An 18211-nucleotide genomic window follows, 5' to 3' on the forward strand; every position below is an offset into this window, starting at 1 on the left:
GTCCCCACCCCCGCCCTCATCCCCGCCCCCGAGGGATACGCGTGCGAAGGAGCCCGCGATGAGCAGCGAAATGATCACCGCGGACCTGGTCGACCTCGAACTCGACCGGTCCGCCGACACCAAGGAGGCGGCGGCCCGCGCCCTCGCCACCCGCATGGTGACCCTCGGCCGTGTGACCGACCTCGACGGCTTCCTCGCCGACGTGGCGGCCCGCGAGGCCCAGATGCCGACGGGCCTCGACGGCGGCATCGGCATCCCGCACTGCCGCAGCGCCCACGTCACGGAGCCCACCCTGGCCTTCGGCCGCTCGGCCACAGGCATCGACTTCGGCGCCCCCGACGGCCCCGCCGACCTCATCTTCCTCATCGCGGCCCCCGCGGGCGCGGACGACGCCCACCTGACGATCTTGTCGTCATTGGCCCGCCAGCTGATGAACACGGAGTTCACGACGGCACTGCGCGAGGCCCGGGACGCGGGGTCGGCAGCGGCCCTGATCCGAGGCGAGCAACCCACCTCCACGCCCGCCACGGTCAGCAGCGCGGATGGCGCCGCACCCACTCCACCGACCGCCGCGGCCGGTGACGCAGGGGGCGCCGCGACTCCTACCCCTACCGCTGTGGGCATCAGTTCCGCTGGGGCGGAACGGGTGGGCACAGCCCCCGGTTCCGGTGCACCGGAGTCCAACGCAGAACAGACCACCCCAACGTTCAGAATCGTCGCCGTAACCTCCTGCCCAACGGGCATAGCCCACACGTACATGGCAGCAGAGTCCCTGGAAAACGCCGCCCGCGCCGAGGGCATAGAGCTCACCGTCGAAACCCAGGGCTCCGCAGGCTTCACCCCCCTCACCGCAGAGGCCATCGCAGCCGCAGACGCAGTCGTCTTCGCCCACGACGTCCCCGTAAGGGACAAGCCCCGCTTCGCGGGCAAGCCCACCGTCGACGTAGGCGTAAAGGCAGCCATCAACCGCCCGGCGGAACTCCTCGCGGAGGCAAGGGAGAAGGCGGCCCGGGGCGAGATCACGGCCCCGGCCCCGGCGGGCTCGACGCCGGTCGACAACGCGGGCGACACCGGCGACAGCTACGGCACCAAGCTCCGCAAGTGGCTGATGTCCGGCGTCAGCTACATGGTCCCCTTCGTGGCGGCCGGCGGCCTCCTCATAGCCCTCGGCTTCGCCATCGGCGGCTGGAAGATCGACAAGGCCCCGTCCGTGGCGGACCACTTCATCTGGACCGACCACACCAGCTGGGCGGCCCTCCTCTTCCAGGTCGGCGGCCTGGCGTTCGCCTTCCTGGTCCCGGTCCTCGCGGGCTACATCGCGTATGGCATGGCGGACCGCCCCGGCCTGGTCCCCGGCTTCGTGGGCGGCTCGGTCGCCGTCACCATCGACGCGGGCTTCCTCGGCGGCCTGGCCGCGGGCCTGCTCGCGGGCGCGGTGGTCCTCGGCATCCAACGGGTCCGCATCCCGCCCGTCCTGCGCGGCATCATGCCGGTCGTGGTGATCCCCCTGATCTCCGCGGCGGTCGTCGGCTTCCTGATGTTCCTCGTCGTCGGCAAGCCCATCGCCTCCCTGCAGAGCGCGCTGACGGACTGGCTGGAGGGCCTGAGCGGCGCCAACGCGATCATTCTCGGCGTCATCCTCGGCCTGATGATGTGCTTCGACCTCGGCGGCCCGCTCAACAAGGTCGCGTACGCCTTCGCGATCGGCGGCCTCACCCACCCGACGGACGGCTCCCTGAAGGTCATGGCCGCGGTGATGGCGGCGGGCATGGTCCCGCCGCTGGCCATGGCTCTCGCGACCACCGTACGGGGACGGCTTTTCACCAGGACCGAGCGCGAGAACGGCAAGGCGGCCTGGTTCCTCGGCGCCTCCTTCATCACGGAGGGCGCGATTCCGTTCGCGGCCGCCGACCCGCTGCGCGTCATCCCCGCGTCGATGGCGGGCGGCGCGGTCACCGGCGCCCTGTCGATGGCCTTCGGCTGCACCCTGCGCGCCCCGCACGGCGGTGTCTTCGTGGTCCCGCTGATCGGGCAGCCGCTGCTGTACCTGGTCGCCGTCGCGGCGGGCGTCTGCGTGTCGACCGTCGTGGTCGTCCTCCTGAAGGGCGCGCGCCGGACGGCGGACCCGGCCGGTGACGGCGGCGCGGGCGCCGCGGCGGCGGACGAGACCCGGGTGCCGGTGGCCGCCTGAGCGCGCGGCGTACGAGCGGGGTGTGAAGGGCGCGTCGGCACCGGCGTGCCCTTCACACGTTCCCCGACGCCCCACGCGTGGGCATACTGCTGATACTGCGGTTCGAACCCGAGTACGGGCACGGGCGGGGGCCAACGTGAGCCACCTTCAGCAGAGTCACCTCACCAGCCTGCTCGACATGGTCGGCCAGCTCACCGAGCAGGCACAGGCCGGCCTCGAGACCGACACCGAGGCGGCACGTGTCTTCCTCGCGGTCTACTCCGGCTTCCTCATCGAGACCGGCACGGGCATCCGCTGGATCCTCGAACCGGATCTGATCGAACACGCCACGGAGGTCATCGCCCGTCGCGCCCCTGACGCCGGTCCCGCGAGCGCGGACCTCGCCGCCCGCCTCCTCGCCACCCTGTGGGCGAGTTGCGTCCTCGCGGGCGTCGACACCGAGGACTGGGCCCGCGAGGCGCCCGAACTGCCCGCGATCTGCGTCCGGATGGCTGGTTTCCTCACCGGCGAACGCGAAGCGGGACGGGAGAAACGGACAAAAGGCATGCGAGATGGGTGAGTCGTGATGTGCGAGATGCGTCACTTCAGGACCAAAGGCCCATTAGCACCTCTGTTGTAGATCCGGCCGCTGTTGTCTACTGAGCGGCATGTTCCAGGGTGCATCGATCGTTCAGCAGACAGGCGTGGTCCTGCTCGCCGCGCTGACCGCCATCTGGGCCGTCACGTTCCTGCATGTGCAGCGCCGCCGCGCGGCGGAACCCGCGACCGGCAACAGCCCCTCGCTGGGCTCGCTCCCGGTCCAGTCGGGGCCACCGCGCGCGGAGTCCGTCGAGCTGACCCCGGACGAGCGCGCCGCGTTCGCCGGTCTGATACGTCAATTCGGCCGTGGGCGGCCGTGACTGGCGGGACCGTGGGGCGGCCGTGACTAGCGGGACCTGGTCGCCGGATACGTCCGGGCCCGGCGCGCCATCGCCGACCGTGCCGCGCGCTCGCTGACGTACACCTCGCACATGTGTCGGCCGTCGGTCGTCGCCGTGTGCTCGACCTCCCAGAGGCTGACCTCGGAGCCGTCGAACAGCAGGAACGCGTGCTCGTACAGCGCGAAGCCGAGCCGGGGTTCGCCGCTGAGGCCCGTGCGGCCGAAGGCCTGCGTGATCTGGTGGGCGAACGCCGAGCGCAGCAGGCGGGCCATGTCGTCGCCGGGGCGGTCCGCGCCCGCCGGGTTCTCCGCGCGGCGCAGCAGTCTGCGGGCGTGGTCGGCGGAGTCGTCGGGGACGTAGGTGTGCCGGGGCTCGGGCGGTGGGGCCGTCTGGAGCAGGACGGGCAGGTCGCTCGCGGGGGTGTCCGGCGGGAGCGGCAGCCGGGCCGTCGCGACGCCCGCCTCCTCCTCGTCCAGATACAGCTCGTACTGCGCGTGGCTGCCGGGTCCTGTGTTGTGCGCCAGCTCCCAGAGGGTGAGCGCCTGGCCGTCGGCGAGCAGCCACGTGTGGCGGTAGGTCTCGCGGTGCAGGCCCGCGCTGTGGTGCGCGGAGTGCAGCGAACTGTCGTACGCCAACGCCCGCTCGAGGCGCCGGACGGCCTCGTCCGGCAGGTCGAAGGAGTTCAGGGCGCGGCTGAGCAGTCGCTCGAGGTGCTCCTCGGGGGAGGCTGGCTCGGGCGACTCTGGTGGTTCGTACGCTGTCTCGTACGGAACGCTCACGGATACTCCCGGATGCTTCCGGCGTTGCTGCATGTCACCTTGTGCGTGCATACCGTAGCCCCTGGGTCCGACATCATGTCCGGGAACAGGAAAACGATCGAGCCGCACGGCAAGTTCCCGTGCGGCTCGTTCCGTTGGCGCCCAAAGGGCACCATGTGCGCCCTTGCGGGACATCGAACGCGCCCCGCGCTGTGGGCCTTTCAGCCCCTTCGGTGCCCTCGGGCACCTTCCGGTCAGACGGCGCTGCCCGCCGTCCACTGGCTCCAGGACATGTTCCAGCCGTTCAGGCCGTTGTCCGGGGCGATGGTCTTGTCCGGCGAGCCCTTGACCGTCACGACGTCACCGACGAGGGAGTTGTCGTAGAACCACTTGGCGACGGTGTCGCCCTGCGCGCCCTGGACGTCCCGGAGGCCGACGCAGCCGTGGCTGGTGTTGGCGCTGCCGAAGATGGAGGGGGAGCTCCAGTAGTTGCCGTGGATGAAGGTGCCGGACGTCGAAAGACGCATGGCGTGCGGTACGTCCTTGATGTCGTACTCACCGCCGAAGCCGACCGTCGAACCGTTCATCCGCGTCTGCGTGAACTTCTCCGAGATCACCATCTGGCCGTTGTACGTGGGGTTCTGGGGGCTGCCCGCGGAGATCGGGATGGTCTTGACGACCTTGCCGTCCCGCTCGACCGTCATCTTCTTGGCCTTCACGTCGACGGTGGAGACCTGGGAGCGGCCGACGGTGAACGTGACGGTCTTGTCCTGCACGCCGGTCGCGTTCGCCGCGCCCTTCACGCCGTCCAGCTCGATCTTCATCGTGACCTTGGAGCCGGCCTTCCAGTACTCCTGCGGGCGGAAGTCCAGGCGCTGGTTGCCGAACCAGTGGCCGACGACCTTCTGGCCGCTGCTCGAGCTGACCGTGATGTGCGACTGCACGGCCTTCTTGTCGGTGATCGCCTTGTCGAAGGTGAAGGACACCGGCATGCCCGCGCCGACCGTGGTGCCGCCGTCGGGCGTGTACGTGCCGATGAAGCTGTTGGCGTTCGACACCGTCGTGAACGTGGCGTTCTCGGTCGCCGGGCGGCCTTCGGAGTCCTTGGCGTTCGCGGTGACCTTGTACTTGGTGCCGCGCTCCAGCTGCGCCTTCGGCTTCCAGGTGCCGCCGTCGGCGGATATGGAGCCCTCGACGGCCGCGCCGGAGGCCACGTCCGTCATCTTCACGTTCGTGAGCTTGCCGTCCTTGACCTTCACGCCGGTGGCGTTGATCGAGGCGTCGGTCGCGCCGTCCTTGGACGAGATGGCGATGCGCGCGCCGGACGCGTCCTTGGACGTGTCGGACTTCTTGTCGCCCTTGGCGTCGGCGTCGCCGCCGCAGGCCGAGAGGGTCAGCGCGCCGACGGCCGCGAGCGCGGCTGTCGCCAGCAGTACCCGCCGACGGCGACGGGGCTGAGGCTGCTGCGCTGCTGTGTCCGGCGTTGTCACGAGCTGCTCCAAGTGCGTCGTCTGGTCCAGTACGAGTAAAGAGCGCCCGGGCGGCGGAACGGTTCCGACCAGGGGGTGTGAGTGCACGCACACCGGAGCGCCCCCGTCCGACGCTAACAACACGAGATGAAAAGGGACTTAACGCCCTTGATAGTGGTTCGCCGACGACTGGGCTATTGCTGATAAAGATCCCGGTATGACGGGAATGTTCCTCCCGGTGTCTCCACCGAATCCGCCGCGAGCAGCGCCCCGACGATCGCCTCCGTGACCATGTCCGCGCCCGCCGCGAGGACCTCGTTCAGCGCCAGCGGGTCGGTCTCGGCCAGCGACCGGGTGCCGGTCGACAGGGCGAACACCGTGTCGCCGTCGTTCAGCAGGTGCACCGGCCGCACGGCCCGGGCCAGGCCGTCGTGCGACGTGCCCGCGAGCTTCTGCGCCTGCGCCTTGGTGAGTGCCGCGTCGGTGGCGACGACGGCCAGCGTCGTGTTCAGCGGCGGCGCCACGTTCCGCGCCGCGGCCTCGGCGAGGCGCCGCAGCGCGGCCGCGTGCACCTCGGGCGGGGGCGGGGTCACGAGGGCGGCGGACCCGGCGGCTCCGGCAGACCCGGCGGCTCCGGCCGGGCCGTCACCCGCGTCGGCGCCCGCGCCGACCCCGGTCCCTGCCCCGGTCCCTGCCCCTGCCCCTGCCCCGAAGAGCTGTCCGTACAGCACCCCCGTCCGCGGGTCGATCCCCGACCCCGCTGCGTTCGCCACCGCCAGCGCGGCCACCGTGATCCCCGAGCCGAGCACCGTGCTCGCCGTGCCGACCCCGCCCTTGACCTGCCCGACCACCGCCCCGATTCCCGCACCCACCGCGCCCACGTCCACCGCGTGCCCGCTCTCCCTGGCCGCCGCGTCCGCCACCGCCGCCCGCCCCGTCGCCGCGTCGGGCCGCGCCCCGAAGTCGCCGCCCCGGCCCAGGTCGAACACGCACGCCGCGGGCACCACCGGCACCACATGCGCCGGGTCCGGGCCGACCCGCACCCCGCGGCCCCGCTCCTCGAGCCACGCCATCACCCCGCCCGCCGCGTCGAGCCCGTACGCGCTGCCGCCCGTCAGGACCACCGCCTCCACCCGCTGCACCAGGTTCCGCGGGTCCAGCGCGTCGGTCTCCCGCGTGCCCGGGCCGCCGCCGCGCACATCCACGGCCGCGACCGCCCCGCCCTCGGGGGCGAGCACGACCGTCGTGCCGGAGAGCCAGCCGCCCCCGGCGCGCCCCGCGTGCCCCACCCGCAGCCCCGCCACGTCGGTCAGCCCTCCGGCCCGCCCGGATCCCGTCGGTACGTCACGTGTCGTCATACGCCATGCGTATCACGCGTGTTGACTCCTGCTGGCGGCAATCGATCGAGGTCACACCGCGCCGGGCGATGTCGGACGACCCTCGGGCGATGTCGGGCGCCCCGGCGATGTCACGCCGACTCCGCCCGCACCATCCGCGACGTCAGCGTCACCCCGGTCACGACCGCGAGCGCCGCCACCACCCCGGCCGCGAACACCGCCCAGCCGCCCGCGAACGTGCACGCGAGCACCGCCAACGCCGTCACCGGAAGCACCAGTTGCTGCGCCAGACCGACCTTGAAGTAGCGCGAGTGCAGCAGCCACACCGCGAACATGTACACCGCCGCCGGGATCGTCACCGCCGCCGACGCCGCCGTCTCCGAGATGTGCGCCTTGCCGACGGCCTGCTCCACCGCCACCTCGATGCCCGCCCCGATCGCCGCCGCCGACGCGAAGATCACGAAGTGGCCGTAACCCCACAGGAAGGCCTGGCTGTTGGAGCGCAGATGGCCGTGGATCGGCACCACGAAGTAGATCCACCAGGCGGCGAAGACGAGGAGGAGCCCGCCCGCGGCGATCGGCAGGACCTCGCCGAGCGCGTCGTTCTCGTCGATGCCCGACTTCACCGCGACCGTCGCCGCGGCGATCGTCTCGCCGAGCACGATGATCGTGAACAGGCCGTACCGCTCGGAGATGTGATGCGGGTGCCAGGGCGTCGTCCGGGTCCGCTCCGCCCACGTCGGCACCGCCATCTCGGCGATCGCCATCACCAGGAACAGCCACCCCCGCGCCCCCTCCGGCAGGAGCAGCAGCCCGAGCCAGCCGACCTGGCACAGCGCGACCCCGCCCGCGTACCGCAGCGCCGTGCGCCGCTCGTCCCCCGTCGTCGAGGCCGCCGCCCGCAGCCACTGGGTGATCAGGGCGAGCCGCATGATCAGGTAGCCGAGCCAGACGACCAGGAACTCGTGGTCCTGGAAGGCCTTCGAGACCCCCGCCGCGAGGACCAGGACACCGGCGATCTGGACGAGCGTCACGACCCGGTACAGCGTGTCGTCGTTGTCGTACGCCGACGCGAACCAGGTGAAGTTCATCCAGGCCCACCACATCGCGAAGAACACCATCGCGTAGTTGAGGACCCCTTCGCCCGGATGCCCCTCGGCGACCGCGTGGACCAGCTGCACCCCGGCCTGGGCGACCGCCACCACGAAGCACAGGTCGAAGAAGAGCTCCAGCGGGGTCGCGGCGCGGTGCTCCTCCTCGCGGCCGCGGGCGACCATCGGACGCAGTGGGGGAGGCGGTGCGGGCGGTGCGGTCGCGGCACCCGGTGGGGGAGTGGTCGACGTCATGGGCCAACAACAGCAGAGCTCGGCGGCCAGTCGTCCCGGCGCGAGCCGTGTCGGGGCCGGAGCACCCGAGTGGGCGGTGGCGGCACCCCCTAGGGAAAATATTGTGAATGCTTTCACAAGCGAACACGGGGCCAAAGTCCCCCGAGAACCCCCAGCTCACCCCGCGCCCTCGCGCGAAAGCCGCGCCGCCGACGGGACTTGTGGCCCTCAAGCCGGGACCAACGCGGCGCCCCGGACCGCCCGCGCGGGAGTGCAATGGAGCCGTAGCGACACGGCGACTCGGAAGGTGCGGGCGATGACTGCGACTCCTGCGGATGCGACTTCTGCGGAAGCGACCTCTGTGGATGCGGCCCCTGCGGATGCGACTTCTGTGGATGCGGCCCCTGTGGATGCGACGGGGCACGGCGGGGCCTGGGACGGCTTCAAGGGCGGCCTGTGGCGCGACTCCATCGACGTCCGCGACTTCGTTCAGCACAACTACGCCCCGTACGAAGGCGACGCGGACTTCCTCACCGGCCCCACACCGCGCACCACCGCCGTCTGGCAGCGGCTCCTCTCGATGTTCCCGGAGGAGAACGAGCGCGGCGTGCACGACGTCGACATCGCGACGCCCTCCCGCATCGACGCCTTCAAGCCCGGCTACGTCGACGGCACCGCGGTCGACCACAAGGACCTGATCGTCGGCCTCCAGACCGACGCCCCGCTCAAGCGCGCCATCATGCCGAACGGCGGCTGGCGCATGGTCGAGAGCGCGCTCAACTCCTACGGCTACCCGGCCGACCCCGCCGTCAAGGACATCTACACCCACCTCCGCAAGACCCACAACGAAGGCGTCTTCGACGCCTACACGCCCGAGATCCGCGCCTGCCGCTCCGCCGGCATCATCACCGGCCTGCCCGACGCCTACGGCCGCGGCCGCATCATCGGCGACTACCGCCGCGTCGCCCTCTACGGCGTCGACCGCCTCATCGCCGCCAAGGAGGCCGACAAGGCCCGGCGCTGCCTCGACTGGCCGACCGAGCACGTCATCCGCGACCGCGAGGAGATCTCCGAGCAGATCAAGGCCCTCGGCGAACTCAAGGCGATGGCCCTGTCCTACGGCTACGACATCTCCGGCCCCGCCCGCACCGGCCGCGAGGCCGTGCAGTGGCTGTACTTCGGTTACCTCGCCGCCGTGAAGGAGCAGAACGGCGCGGCCATGTCGATCGGCCGCATCGACAACTTCCTGGACGTCTACCTCCAGCGCGACCTCGACCGCGGCCTCATCACCGAGTCCGAAGCCCAGGAGTTCATCGACGACTTCGTCATCAAGCTGCGCATCGTCCGCTTCCTGCGCACCCCCGAGTACAACGAGGGCTTCTCCGGCGACCCCACCTGGGTCACCTGGTCCATGGCGGGCATCGGCGAGGACGGCCGCCCGCTGGTCTCCCGCACCACCTTCCGCGCCCTGCAGACCCTCTACAACCTCGGCCCCGCCCCCGAACCCAACCTGACCGTCTTCTGGTCCGGCCGACTGCCCCGCGCCTTCAAGGACTTCGCCGCCCGCGTCGCCATCGACACCTCGGCCATCCAGTTCGAGTCCGACGAGCTGATGCGCCCCAAGTACGGTGACGACACCGCGATCGCCTGCTGCGTCTCCGCGATGGCCGTCGGCAGGCAGATGCAGTTCTTCGGCGCCCGCGTCAACGTCGCCAAGGCCCTGCTCTACGCCATCAACGGCGGCCGGGACGAGCTCACCGGCAAGCGCGTCGTCGAGGGCTTCGAGCCCATCGAGGGCGACCACCTCGACTACGACACCGTCGCCGAACGCTACGACGCCATGCTCGGCTGGCTCGGCAAGACCTACGTACACGCGCTCAACGTCATCCACTACATGCACGACAAGTACGCCTACGAGCGCCTGGAGATGGCCCTGCACGACCAGGACGTCCTGCGCACCATGGCCTGCGGCATCGCCGGCCTGTCGGTCGCCGCCGACTCGCTCTCGGCCATCAAGCACGCCCGTGTCAAGGTCGTCCGCGACGAGACCGGCCTCGCCGTCGACTACGAGATCGAGGGCGACTACCCGGCCTACGGCAACAACGACGAGCGGGCCGACGCCCTCGCCCAGCGGATCGTCTCCGACTTCATGGGCAAGATCCGACAGCACCCCACCTACCGCGACGCCGTCCACACCCAGTCCGTCCTGACCATCACCTCGAACGTCGTCTACGGCAAGAAGACCGGCAACACCCCCGACGGCCGCCGCGCGGGCGAGCCCTTCGCCCCCGGCGCCAACCCGATGAACGGCCGCGACGCACACGGCTACATCGCCTCGGCCCTGTCCGTCGCCAAGCTCGACTACGACGACGCCGAGGACGGCATCTCGCTGACCAACACCATCACCCCGGACGCCCTCGGCCGCACCCCCGACGAGCGCGTCGCCAACCTCGCCGGAGTCCTCGACGGCTACATGGCGAGCGGCGGCTTCCACATGAACGTCAACGTGCTCGACAAGGCCACCCTCCAGGACGCCATGGAGCACCCCGAGCACCACCCGCAGCTGACCATCCGCGTCTCCGGCTACGCGGTCAACTTCGTCCGCCTCACCCGCGAACAGCAGCTCGACGTCATCAACCGCACCTTCCACGGCTCCCTCTGAGCCCCGGGCGCGCCCCGGACCGCACCCCCGCCGCGCCCCACCGACTCGCGGCCCCGGGACCGGGCCCTCACCCCGGCCCCGGGCGCCGCGACCACCACGTCCCGCCGACAGAAGTCCGGGAGACCCACCATGACCGTCCTGCTCGCACCCGCCACGACCACCGCCACGGGGGCCACGAGCAAGCCCCCGGCCACCCCCGTCCCCGCCGCGCCCCTCGTTCCCGCCGTGACCCCCGCGGCCGCCGCCACCCGCCGCCCCGTGACCGGCTCCGTGCACTCCTGGGACCTGTCCACCGGCGTCGACGGCCCCGGCACCCGCTTCGTCACCTTCCTCGCGGGCTGCCCCCTCACCTGTCTGTACTGCCACAACCCCGACACCTGGCGGATGCGCTCGGGGCGCCGGAGCACCGCCGACGAGGTGCTCGCGGAGGCCGCCAAGTACACGGAGTTCATCGCGGCCGCGGGCGGCGGCGCCACCGTCAGCGGCGGCGAACCCCTCCTCCAGCCCGTCTTCACCGGCGAGCTCCTGCACCGGCTCAAGCACCAGCTCGGCCTGCACACGGCCCTCGACACCTCCGGCTTCCTCGGCGTCCGGGCCACCGACGCTCTGCTGCGCGACGTCGACCTCGTCCTGCTCGACATCAAGTCCTGGGACCGCGAGACGTACCGCGAGGTCACCGGGCGCCCGCTGCGGCCGACCCTCGACTTCGCCGACCGCCTCGCCGCTCTCGGCAAGGAGGTCTGGGTGCGCTTCGTCCTCGTGCCGGGACTGACCGACGACCCGGCCAACGTCGACGGCGTCGCCCGCTTCGCCGCCGGGCTCGGCAACGTCTCCCGCGTGGACGTGCTGCCCTTCCACAAGCTCGGCACCGCGAAGTGGGACGCCCTCGGCAAGGACTTCACCCTCCGGGACACCCCCGCGCCGACGCCGGGGCAGCTCGCGGCGGCCAGGGAGACCTTCGCCGCACGGGGCCTGCGGGCCGTCTGACGGCTCCCACCGCCCCGGCGGCCCCGGTCGCCCCGGCAGATCCCGGACCTCCCGCCGCTCCCGGCGGACGTACGCTGGAGGCATGAGCACCGCCCCCGCCCCCGAACCGCGCGATCCGAAGGACGCGAAGCCCCGGCAGGACGCCAAGAAGCCGGCGAACGCGCTGATCTTCGACGACCCGCTGGCGCAGCAGTCCGCGGACGACACGGATCGCGGGTGGGGTGAGCGGCCGACGTCGTCCGGCGACAGCGCCGCCGACCTCGCCCGCTTCCTGGACGAGAAGCCGCCCCACCACATCTGAGCCCGCCGGAGCCCCCGGGCCCACCGCAGCCCTCGGGCCCACCGCAGCCCCCGGGCCCACCGGGGCCTCCCCGCCCCGGCCCCGAGCCGGGCTAGAGAGCCGGGCCGCCCGGCCTGCCCTCGCCGCCGGACGTCTCGTCGCCGCCGGGCCGGTCGCCCCCGGCGCCGCGCTGGGCGACTAGCACGTCGCGGATCTCCTTGAGCACCTCCAGCTCCGAGATCTCGATGACCTCCTGCGTGCCCTCCTTCGCCGCCTGCCGCGCGGCCTGCTTGGCCAGGTACTTCGCCATCGGCATGACCATCAGGAAGTAGACGACGGCGGCGGTGATCACAAAGCTGAGGGTGGCGCTGAGCACCGAGCCCCACAGGATCGGGATGCCGCTGACCGCCTCGCCGTTCTTCACCACGCACGGCGATTTCAGGCAGGAGCTGTAGTGGTCGAGATCCTTGGTGCCCAGGGCGCCGACCAGCGGGTTGATGACGCCCTTCACCACCGAGTTCACGATGTTCGTGAACGCGGCGCCGATGACGACCGCGACGGCCAGGTCGACGACATTGCCGCGCATCAGGAAGGCCTTGAAGCCCTGCCAGATGCCCGGATCCTTCTTCTCGCTCACCACTGAGCCTTTCGTTGCATGTGCGGATTGTGCGGCAAACCGCCTTGCAACCTACGGCAGTGCGTGGCAGCCCTGTCCAATTCCATAACGCGAACGAGCGACTTGACGGGCGGTCAGCCGTGTCGTAGGCGCTTCTGCCCGTCGGACGGGTATGTACCCGGTTCATCGCAGGGTCACCGTTCATCGCAGGGTCACCGCGAGCCGGGCCGTCGCGCTCGCCCCGGCGAGCCGGGCCGCCGTCGCGCGCGGCACCGCGAGGACGACCAGGGCCCCGCCCTCGGCCACCGCGTCGGAAGGCTCCGGCACCTCCGACACCCGCGCCCCGGCCGCGACCACCCGCGCCGCCCCGCCCGGCCGCGCCCCCGCCGAACCCACCGGACCCGCAGGCCCCGCCCCCGTGCCGTCCACCCCCGCGCCGTCCGCGGCCACGATGTCCACCCGGTCGCCAGGCCTCAGCAGCCGCACCGTCGCCGCGTCCGCGATCCGCACCGGCGCCGTCACCAACCGGGCGGCCCGCCGCGTCCGTTGCGGCGTCGTGTCCTCCCCGTGCTCCCCGGCGGTCGCGGGCGCCGGGGACCCCTGTGGCTGTGGTCGCCCCGGCTCACGCGGCCCCGAGGCCAGCAGCGCGGCCGCCGTCATCGCGAGGCCCACGGCAAGCGCCCGCCGCCGGTGCCTGAGCAGGCGTCGCAGCCGCTGGCGTCCGCCGCGCACATGCAGCGGGGAGAAGTGCGGCACCTGGCAGGGCGGCGGCGCGCCGCCGCCCGGGCCGGAGCTCGACGCCGCGGAATCGTGGGAAGCCGTACGTGCGGACGTACGCGAAGGGACCTGCGTCATGACGACCACCACCTGCTGCGAGAAGTTGGAATCCCGGTCCGGATTCCGTTCTCACGATGCAGGCCCCCGCCAGATCCCGCTGAGCCCCGTGCACTACTCGCCGGTTGTGGACAACTCCCTCACCCGAAGGGGAAGTTCCGCCCCCGCGCGCCGCAGCGGCACCGCGCCGCCCGCCCCCAGCTCACCTCGCAGCGGCACCGCACCGCCCACCCCCAGCCCTCCCCGCAGCGGCACCGCGCCGCCCGCCCCAGCCAGCCCTCCCCGCAGCCCCTACGGCAGCCGAATCCCCGTCTCCAGCCCGCCCAGCGCCCCCACGCACAAACAGTCCCGCTCGGCGTTCGCCGGCAGCCCCGCCACCGCGTCGAAAAGCACCGTCCGCAGTCGGCCGACATTGGCGGCGAAGACCTGGAGCACCTCGTCGTGCGAGACGCCCTCGCCGGACTCGGCGCCCGCGTCGAGGTCGGTGACGAGGGTCAGCGACGCGTAGCAGAGCTCCAGTTCACGGGCGAGGATCGCCTCGGGGTGGCCGGTCATGCCGACCACGGACCAGCCCTGCGCCGCGTACCAGCGCGACTCGGCGCGGGTCGAGAACCGGGGCCCCTCGATCACCACGAGCGTGCCGCCGTCCACCGGCTCCCAGTCGCGGCCGCGCGCGGCCTTGAGGGCGGCGGCGCGGCCCGTCGGGCAGTAGGGGTCGGCCAGCGACACGTGCACGACCTTCGGGATGCTGCCGTCGGCCAGCGGCAGGCCGTCGAAGTAGGTCCCCGGGCGGGACTGGGTGCGGTCCACGAGCTGGTCGGGCACCAGGAGCGTGCCGGGCCCGTACTCGGGCCGCAGCCCGCCGACAGCGCACGGGGCGAGTACCTGGCGCACGCCGACGGAGCGCAGCGCCCACATGTTGGCGCGGTAGTTGATGCGGTGCGGAGGCAGATGGTGGTCGCGGCCGTGGCGCGGCAGGAAGGCGACCCGCCGTCCGGCGATCTCGCCGAGGAACAGGGAGTCGCTGGGGGAGCCGTAGGGGGTGTCGACGTGCACTTCGGTGACGTCGTCGAGGAAGGAGTAGAAGCCGGAGCCGCCGATGACGCCGAGCTCGGCCTGAGTCGCGTTCGCCGTATTCACCATGGCCAGCACAGTAGCCGGGGCCGGATACGCCGAGGACCCCGCCGTCGTACGACAGCGGGGTCCTGGGAAGTGCCGGGGGCCGGAGCGAACCGGCGGTCCCTGTGGGGCTCGGTCAGGCCGCCGAGGAGCTCGTCGACGACGAGGCGGAACCCGACGACGAGGACGAGGAGGAAGAAGACGTGGAGGACGATGTCGACGAGGAGGACGACGAGCTGTCCGACGACTTCGACGAGGAGGCCGAGGACGACGTCGACGCGGGCGAGCTGCTGGACGACGAGCCGCGGCTGTCGTTGCGGTAGAAGCCGGAGCCCTTGAAGACGATGCCGACCGCCGAGAACACCTTCTTGAGGCGTCCGTCGCAGTTCGGGCACACGGTCAGGGCGTCATCGGTGAACTTCTGCACCGCCTCGAGGCCCTCGCCGCACTCGGTGCACTGGTACTGGTACGTCGGCACTTGCTTCCTCCTGGCACTCTCACTCGATGAGTGCTAACGACGGTCCATAGTGACGTATTCCGCGGGATCAGTCCACCGTCACCGGCACGCGGTGACCGACGCCACGTGCCACGGTGCGGCCCGGGCTCTTCGGAGTGAGCCGGGAGCGCAGCGACAGGAGCACGGCCAGGGCGAGCGCCGTGCCGCCGAGGGGCACCAGGAATCCGGCGCCGTCCCAGAAGCGGTCCTCCAGCTGTCCCGCGACCGTGACGGCCGCCGCCTGCCCGAGCGCGACCGCGCCGGTGAGCAGGGTGAACGCCTCCGTGCGCGCGGTCGGCGCGACCAGGCTGTCGACCAGCGTGTAGCCGGTGATCAGGGCGGGCGCGATGCAGACGCCGACGAGCAGGCCGAGACCGGCGAGCAGCAGCACGGAGTGCGCGGCCCACAGGCCGGACGCCATCAGCGTCAGTCCGGCGTACCCGAGGACGAGCCGCCGCTGCGGGGCGATCTTCCAGGCGATGGCGCCGCACGCGATCCCGGAGAGCATGTTGCCCGCCGCGAACGTGCCGTACAGGACACCGTTCAGGCCGGGCTCCCCGATGGACTCGGTGAAGGCGGCCAGGGAGACCTGCATGCCGCCGAAGACGGTGCCGATGCCGAGGAAGGCGACGATCAGGACGCGTACGCCGGGCACCCGCAGCGCCGAATCGTGCGCCACGCGCGCGTGGCCGGCGGCGGCGGGCTTCGGCTGGGTGGACTTCTGGGCGGCGAACAGCAGACCGCCGACGAGGGTGAGGCCCGCCTCGGTGAGCAGTCCGGCCGCCGGGTCGATGCCGGTGCACAGCGCGGTGGCGACCAGTGGGCCGAGGACGAAGGTCAGCTCGTCGGTGACGGACTCGAAGGCCGCCGCGGTCTGCGCGAGCGGGGTGCCCTGGAGCTTGACGCCCCAGCGTGCCCGCACCATCGGCCCGATCTGCGGGGTCGACGCACCCGTCGGCACGGCGGCCACGAAGAGCGCCCACAGCGGGGCGTCGGTCAGCGCGAGCACGGTCAGCGTGACGCCGGACGCGGTGTGCACGAGGACGCCGGGCAGCAGGACGGCGCGCTGCCCGAAGCGGTCGGCGAGCTTGCCGGTGAAGGGCGCGAACAGGGCCATGGAGACGCCGGTGACGGCCGACACCGCACCGGCGGCCCCGTACGAGCCGGTGGTGTGCTGCACGAGCAGCACGATGGAGATGGTGAGCATCGCGAACGGCTGCCGCGCGGCGAATCCCGGAAGCAGGAAGGTCCAGGCGCGAGGGGTGCGCAGAAGTTGTCCGTAGCCCGGGCGGGGTTCGGTGACCGTGGACACCACGGCCCTTGCCTTTCTGCTGCCTGGTAGCGCGGCCGCCTTCCGGGGCGACGGCGCCGAGAGCTGTCCTCTTGCGCAGAACTGCGGTAGATACCGGTCGCCCACTGCAAGGGCGCCGCGGCCGCCATACGGTCGCGCCAGCTCTGCGTCAGACAGAGTTGGTTCGATCAGTGTCCGTACCGAGTGCCCGATGATTCGATGCGCCGGTACGTTCAGAAGTGTGCCTTCATCGTACAGGTGCTACGTAAAACGCACCTGGGATTACGAGAAGTGAGACCCCCGCCACCTGCGAATGCCCCCGTACCGCCCCCGAGGCGCCCCCACGCCTGCCTGTTCCGGGCTCCGCCCGGCCGTGCGCCGCCGCGACCGTCAGGCCGCGAGCCCCCTCATCGCTGCCCGCCCGGCAGCCCCAGCCAGCCCACCAGCTTGCCGCCCTGCGCCACGGCCCGCAGCCGCTGCTCGGCCGCGTCGCGCACCGGGTCCGTGGCCACCACCAGGAGCTCGTCGTCCTGCCGCAGCACCGTCGTGGGACCCGGTACGAATGATGTGCCCTCGCGCACGATCAGGGTGACGGCGGACCCCGTGGGCAGCCGCAGCTCGCTGATCTCGACGCCGTGGAGGCGGGAGCCCTCCGGGACGGGCACCGAGAGCAGATGGCCGCGCAGGCGTTCCAGGGGAGCCGACTCGATGCCCAGGTCGGCGGCCTCCGTGCCCTTGCCGATGCCGAGGAGTCTGGCGAGTCCCGGCAGGGTGGGCCCCTGCACCAGGGTGTAGACGACGACGAGCACGAAGACGATGTTGAAGATCTCCTCGCTGTTGTCGACACCGTTCACCATCGGGATGGTGGCGAGAATGATGGGCACGGCGCCGCGCAGCCCGGCCCAGGACATCAGCGCCTTCTCCTGCCAGGGCATCCGGAAGGGCGCCAGGCCCACCACGACGGACAGCGGCCGGGCGACCGCGGTCAGGATGAGGCCGATGATCACCGCGGGCCAGATGTCGTCGAGCAGCCGGTGCGGAGTGACCAGCAGGCCGAGCAGGACGAACATGCCGATCTGGGCGATCCACCCGACGCCTTCGGCGAAACCGCGGGTGGCCGCCCAGTGCGGCAGCTTGGCGTTGCCGAGCACCATCGAGGCCAGGTACACGGCGAGGAATCCGCTGCCGTGGGCGATGGCCCCGGCGGCGTAGGCGGCGACGGCGATGGCCATCACCGCGATCGGATAGAGGCCGGACGCGGGCAGCGCCACATGCCGCAGCCCGTAGGCGCCGAGCCAGCCCACCGCGAGCCCGATGGCCGCGCCGATGGCCAGCTCCAGGGCTATCTCCCCGACCAGGACGTACCAGTGGTGCACCGGTCCCGCGGTGGAGAAGGCCACGACGAGGATCACCACCGGGGCGTCGTTGAACCCCGACTCCGCCTCCAGGACCCCCGTGATCCGGGACGGGAGCGGCACCCTGCGCAGCACCGAGAAGACGGCCGCCGCGTCCGTGGAGGACACCACCGCGCCGATGATGAGCGCCTGCCGCCATTCGAGCCCGACCAGGTAGTGTGCGGCGGCGGCCGTCACGCCGACGCTGACCGCGACGCCGACGACGGCCATGCAGGCCGCCGCGGGCAGCGCAGGCTTGATCTCTTTCCACTTGGTGCCGAGACCGCCCTCGGCCAGGATCACGACCAGCGCGGCGTAACCGATGACCTGGGTGAGCTGGGCGTTGTTGAAGGTGACGTTGCCTATGCCGTCCTGGCCCATGGCGACGCCGATGCCGAGGTAGAGCAGCAGGCTCGGCAGCCCACTGCGCGAGGAGAGGCGCACCGCGACGACCGCGACGAGCAGGACGAGTGAGCTGATGAGCAGAAGCTGGTTGAGGTCGTGGACAGACAGGGGCTGATCCTTCCGTCGT

Annotated in this window: 16 protein-coding genes; 6 read left to right on the forward strand and 10 right to left on the reverse strand. The window is 71.8% G+C overall.

All coding sequences use genetic code 11. The annotated features are described in order from the left end of the window. Nucleotides 1-58 precede the first annotated feature (58 nt). From OO63_RS28480 to OO63_RS28490, 3 genes are all read left to right on the forward strand, one after another. The gene (locus OO63_RS28480; protein WP_030359403.1) at nt 59-2191 is read left to right on the forward strand and encodes a PTS fructose transporter subunit IIABC; all 2133 of its coding nucleotides are present in this window, start codon (nt 59-61) and stop codon (nt 2189-2191) included. A gap of 136 nt (nt 2192-2327) precedes the next feature. After that, nucleotides 2328-2750: a hypothetical protein gene (locus tag OO63_RS28485; protein WP_030359404.1), complete on the forward strand. Its 423-nt coding sequence runs from the start codon at nt 2328-2330 to the stop codon at nt 2748-2750. Nucleotides 2751-2838: 88 nt separating this feature from the next. Next, nucleotides 2839-3090, forward strand: coding sequence for a hypothetical protein (locus OO63_RS28490; RefSeq protein ID WP_030359405.1), 252 nt, complete (start codon nt 2839-2841; stop codon nt 3088-3090). 26 nt (nt 3091-3116) lie between these two features. Here OO63_RS28490 and OO63_RS28495 read toward each other — a convergent pair whose 3' ends face one another. The 4 genes from OO63_RS28495 to OO63_RS28510 all read right to left on the reverse strand — a co-directional run bounded on the left by OO63_RS28495 (nt 3117) and on the right by OO63_RS28510 (nt 8021). After that, complete coding sequence (locus OO63_RS28495) at nt 3117-3890, reverse strand: DUF6227 family protein (RefSeq protein WP_031192658.1); 774 nt, start codon at nt 3888-3890, stop codon at nt 3117-3119. A gap of 233 nt (nt 3891-4123) precedes the next feature. Next, the gene (locus OO63_RS28500; RefSeq protein ID WP_030359406.1) at nt 4124-5359 is read right to left on the reverse strand and encodes an Ig-like domain-containing protein; all 1236 of its coding nucleotides are present in this window, start codon (nt 5357-5359) and stop codon (nt 4124-4126) included. A 173-nt stretch (nt 5360-5532) separates the two neighbouring features. Then, complete coding sequence (locus OO63_RS28505; RefSeq protein ID WP_051811285.1) at nt 5533-6696, reverse strand: P1 family peptidase; 1164 nt, start codon at nt 6694-6696, stop codon at nt 5533-5535. A gap of 110 nt (nt 6697-6806) precedes the next feature. Beyond that, nucleotides 6807-8021, reverse strand: a complete 1215-nt coding sequence (locus tag OO63_RS28510; protein ID WP_030359408.1) for a low temperature requirement protein A — start codon at nt 8019-8021, stop codon at nt 6807-6809. 295 nt (nt 8022-8316) lie between these two features. Here OO63_RS28510 and pflB point away from each other — a divergent pair, with 295 nt between their 5' ends. The 3 genes from pflB to OO63_RS28525 all read left to right on the forward strand — a co-directional run bounded on the left by pflB (nt 8317) and on the right by OO63_RS28525 (nt 11950). After that, entirely contained in the window at nt 8317-10662 is a 2346-nt protein-coding gene (gene pflB / locus OO63_RS28515) for a formate C-acetyltransferase (protein ID WP_078619414.1), read from the forward strand. A gap of 129 nt (nt 10663-10791) precedes the next feature. Then, the gene (pflA, locus tag OO63_RS28520) at nt 10792-11649 is read left to right on the forward strand and encodes a pyruvate formate-lyase-activating protein (RefSeq protein WP_078619415.1); all 858 of its coding nucleotides are present in this window, start codon (nt 10792-10794) and stop codon (nt 11647-11649) included. Between the two features lie 82 nt (nt 11650-11731). Beyond that, nucleotides 11732-11950, forward strand: coding sequence for a hypothetical protein (locus OO63_RS28525; protein ID WP_030359411.1), 219 nt, complete (start codon nt 11732-11734; stop codon nt 11948-11950). Nucleotides 11951-12041: 91 nt separating this feature from the next. On the opposite strand, the gene mscL is transcribed toward OO63_RS28525, so the two are convergent. The 6 genes from mscL to OO63_RS28560 form a co-directional block, all read right to left on the reverse strand. Next, a complete protein-coding gene (gene mscL / locus OO63_RS28530; protein WP_051811295.1) occupies nt 12042-12566 on the reverse strand; it encodes a large conductance mechanosensitive channel protein MscL in 525 nt (174 codons plus the stop codon). Nucleotides 12567-12746: 180 nt separating this feature from the next. After that, complete coding sequence (locus OO63_RS28535) at nt 12747-13400, reverse strand: hypothetical protein (RefSeq protein ID WP_078619419.1); 654 nt, start codon at nt 13398-13400, stop codon at nt 12747-12749. Between the two features lie 270 nt (nt 13401-13670). Next, a complete protein-coding gene (locus tag OO63_RS28540) occupies nt 13671-14522 on the reverse strand; it encodes an S-methyl-5'-thioadenosine phosphorylase (RefSeq protein ID WP_030359414.1) in 852 nt (283 codons plus the stop codon). A 112-nt stretch (nt 14523-14634) separates the two neighbouring features. Next, the gene (locus OO63_RS43985) at nt 14635-14976 is read right to left on the reverse strand and encodes an FmdB family zinc ribbon protein (RefSeq protein WP_030359415.1); all 342 of its coding nucleotides are present in this window, start codon (nt 14974-14976) and stop codon (nt 14635-14637) included. A gap of 67 nt (nt 14977-15043) precedes the next feature. Continuing rightward, entirely contained in the window at nt 15044-16309 is a 1266-nt protein-coding gene (locus tag OO63_RS28555; RefSeq protein ID WP_030359416.1) for an MFS transporter, read from the reverse strand. Between the two features lie 383 nt (nt 16310-16692). Then, a complete protein-coding gene (locus OO63_RS28560; protein WP_030359417.1) occupies nt 16693-18192 on the reverse strand; it encodes a potassium/proton antiporter in 1500 nt (499 codons plus the stop codon). Nucleotides 18193-18211: the final 19 nt, after the last annotated feature.

Origin of the sequence: Streptomyces alboflavus, assembly GCF_000716675.1 — a bacterium.
Taxonomy (GTDB): Bacteria; Actinomycetota; Actinomycetes; order Streptomycetales; family Streptomycetaceae; genus Streptomyces; species Streptomyces alboflavus.

Excerpts from the sequence above, each read along its gene's own strand:
- OO63_RS28480 (WP_030359403.1), top strand. The coding sequence starts at position 59 with ATGAGCAGCGAAATGATCACCGCGGACCTGGTCGACCTCGAACTCGAC.
- OO63_RS28490 (WP_030359405.1), top strand. The coding sequence starts at position 2,839 with ATGTTCCAGGGTGCATCGATCGTTCAGCAGACAGGCGTGGTCCTGCTC.
- OO63_RS28505 (WP_051811285.1), bottom strand. The coding sequence starts at position 6,696 with ATGACGACACGTGACGTACCGACGGGATCCGGGCGGGCCGGAGGGCTG.
- OO63_RS28510 (WP_030359408.1), bottom strand. The coding sequence starts at position 8,021 with ATGACGTCGACCACTCCCCCACCGGGTGCCGCGACCGCACCGCCCGCA.
- pflB (WP_078619414.1), top strand. The coding sequence starts at position 8,317 with ATGACTGCGACTCCTGCGGATGCGACTTCTGCGGAAGCGACCTCTGTG.
- pflA (WP_078619415.1), top strand. The coding sequence starts at position 10,792 with ATGACCGTCCTGCTCGCACCCGCCACGACCACCGCCACGGGGGCCACG.
- OO63_RS28525 (WP_030359411.1), top strand. The coding sequence starts at position 11,732 with ATGAGCACCGCCCCCGCCCCCGAACCGCGCGATCCGAAGGACGCGAAG.
- OO63_RS28535 (WP_078619419.1), bottom strand. The coding sequence starts at position 13,400 with ATGACGCAGGTCCCTTCGCGTACGTCCGCACGTACGGCTTCCCACGAT.
- OO63_RS28540 (WP_030359414.1), bottom strand. The coding sequence starts at position 14,522 with ATGGTGAATACGGCGAACGCGACTCAGGCCGAGCTCGGCGTCATCGGC.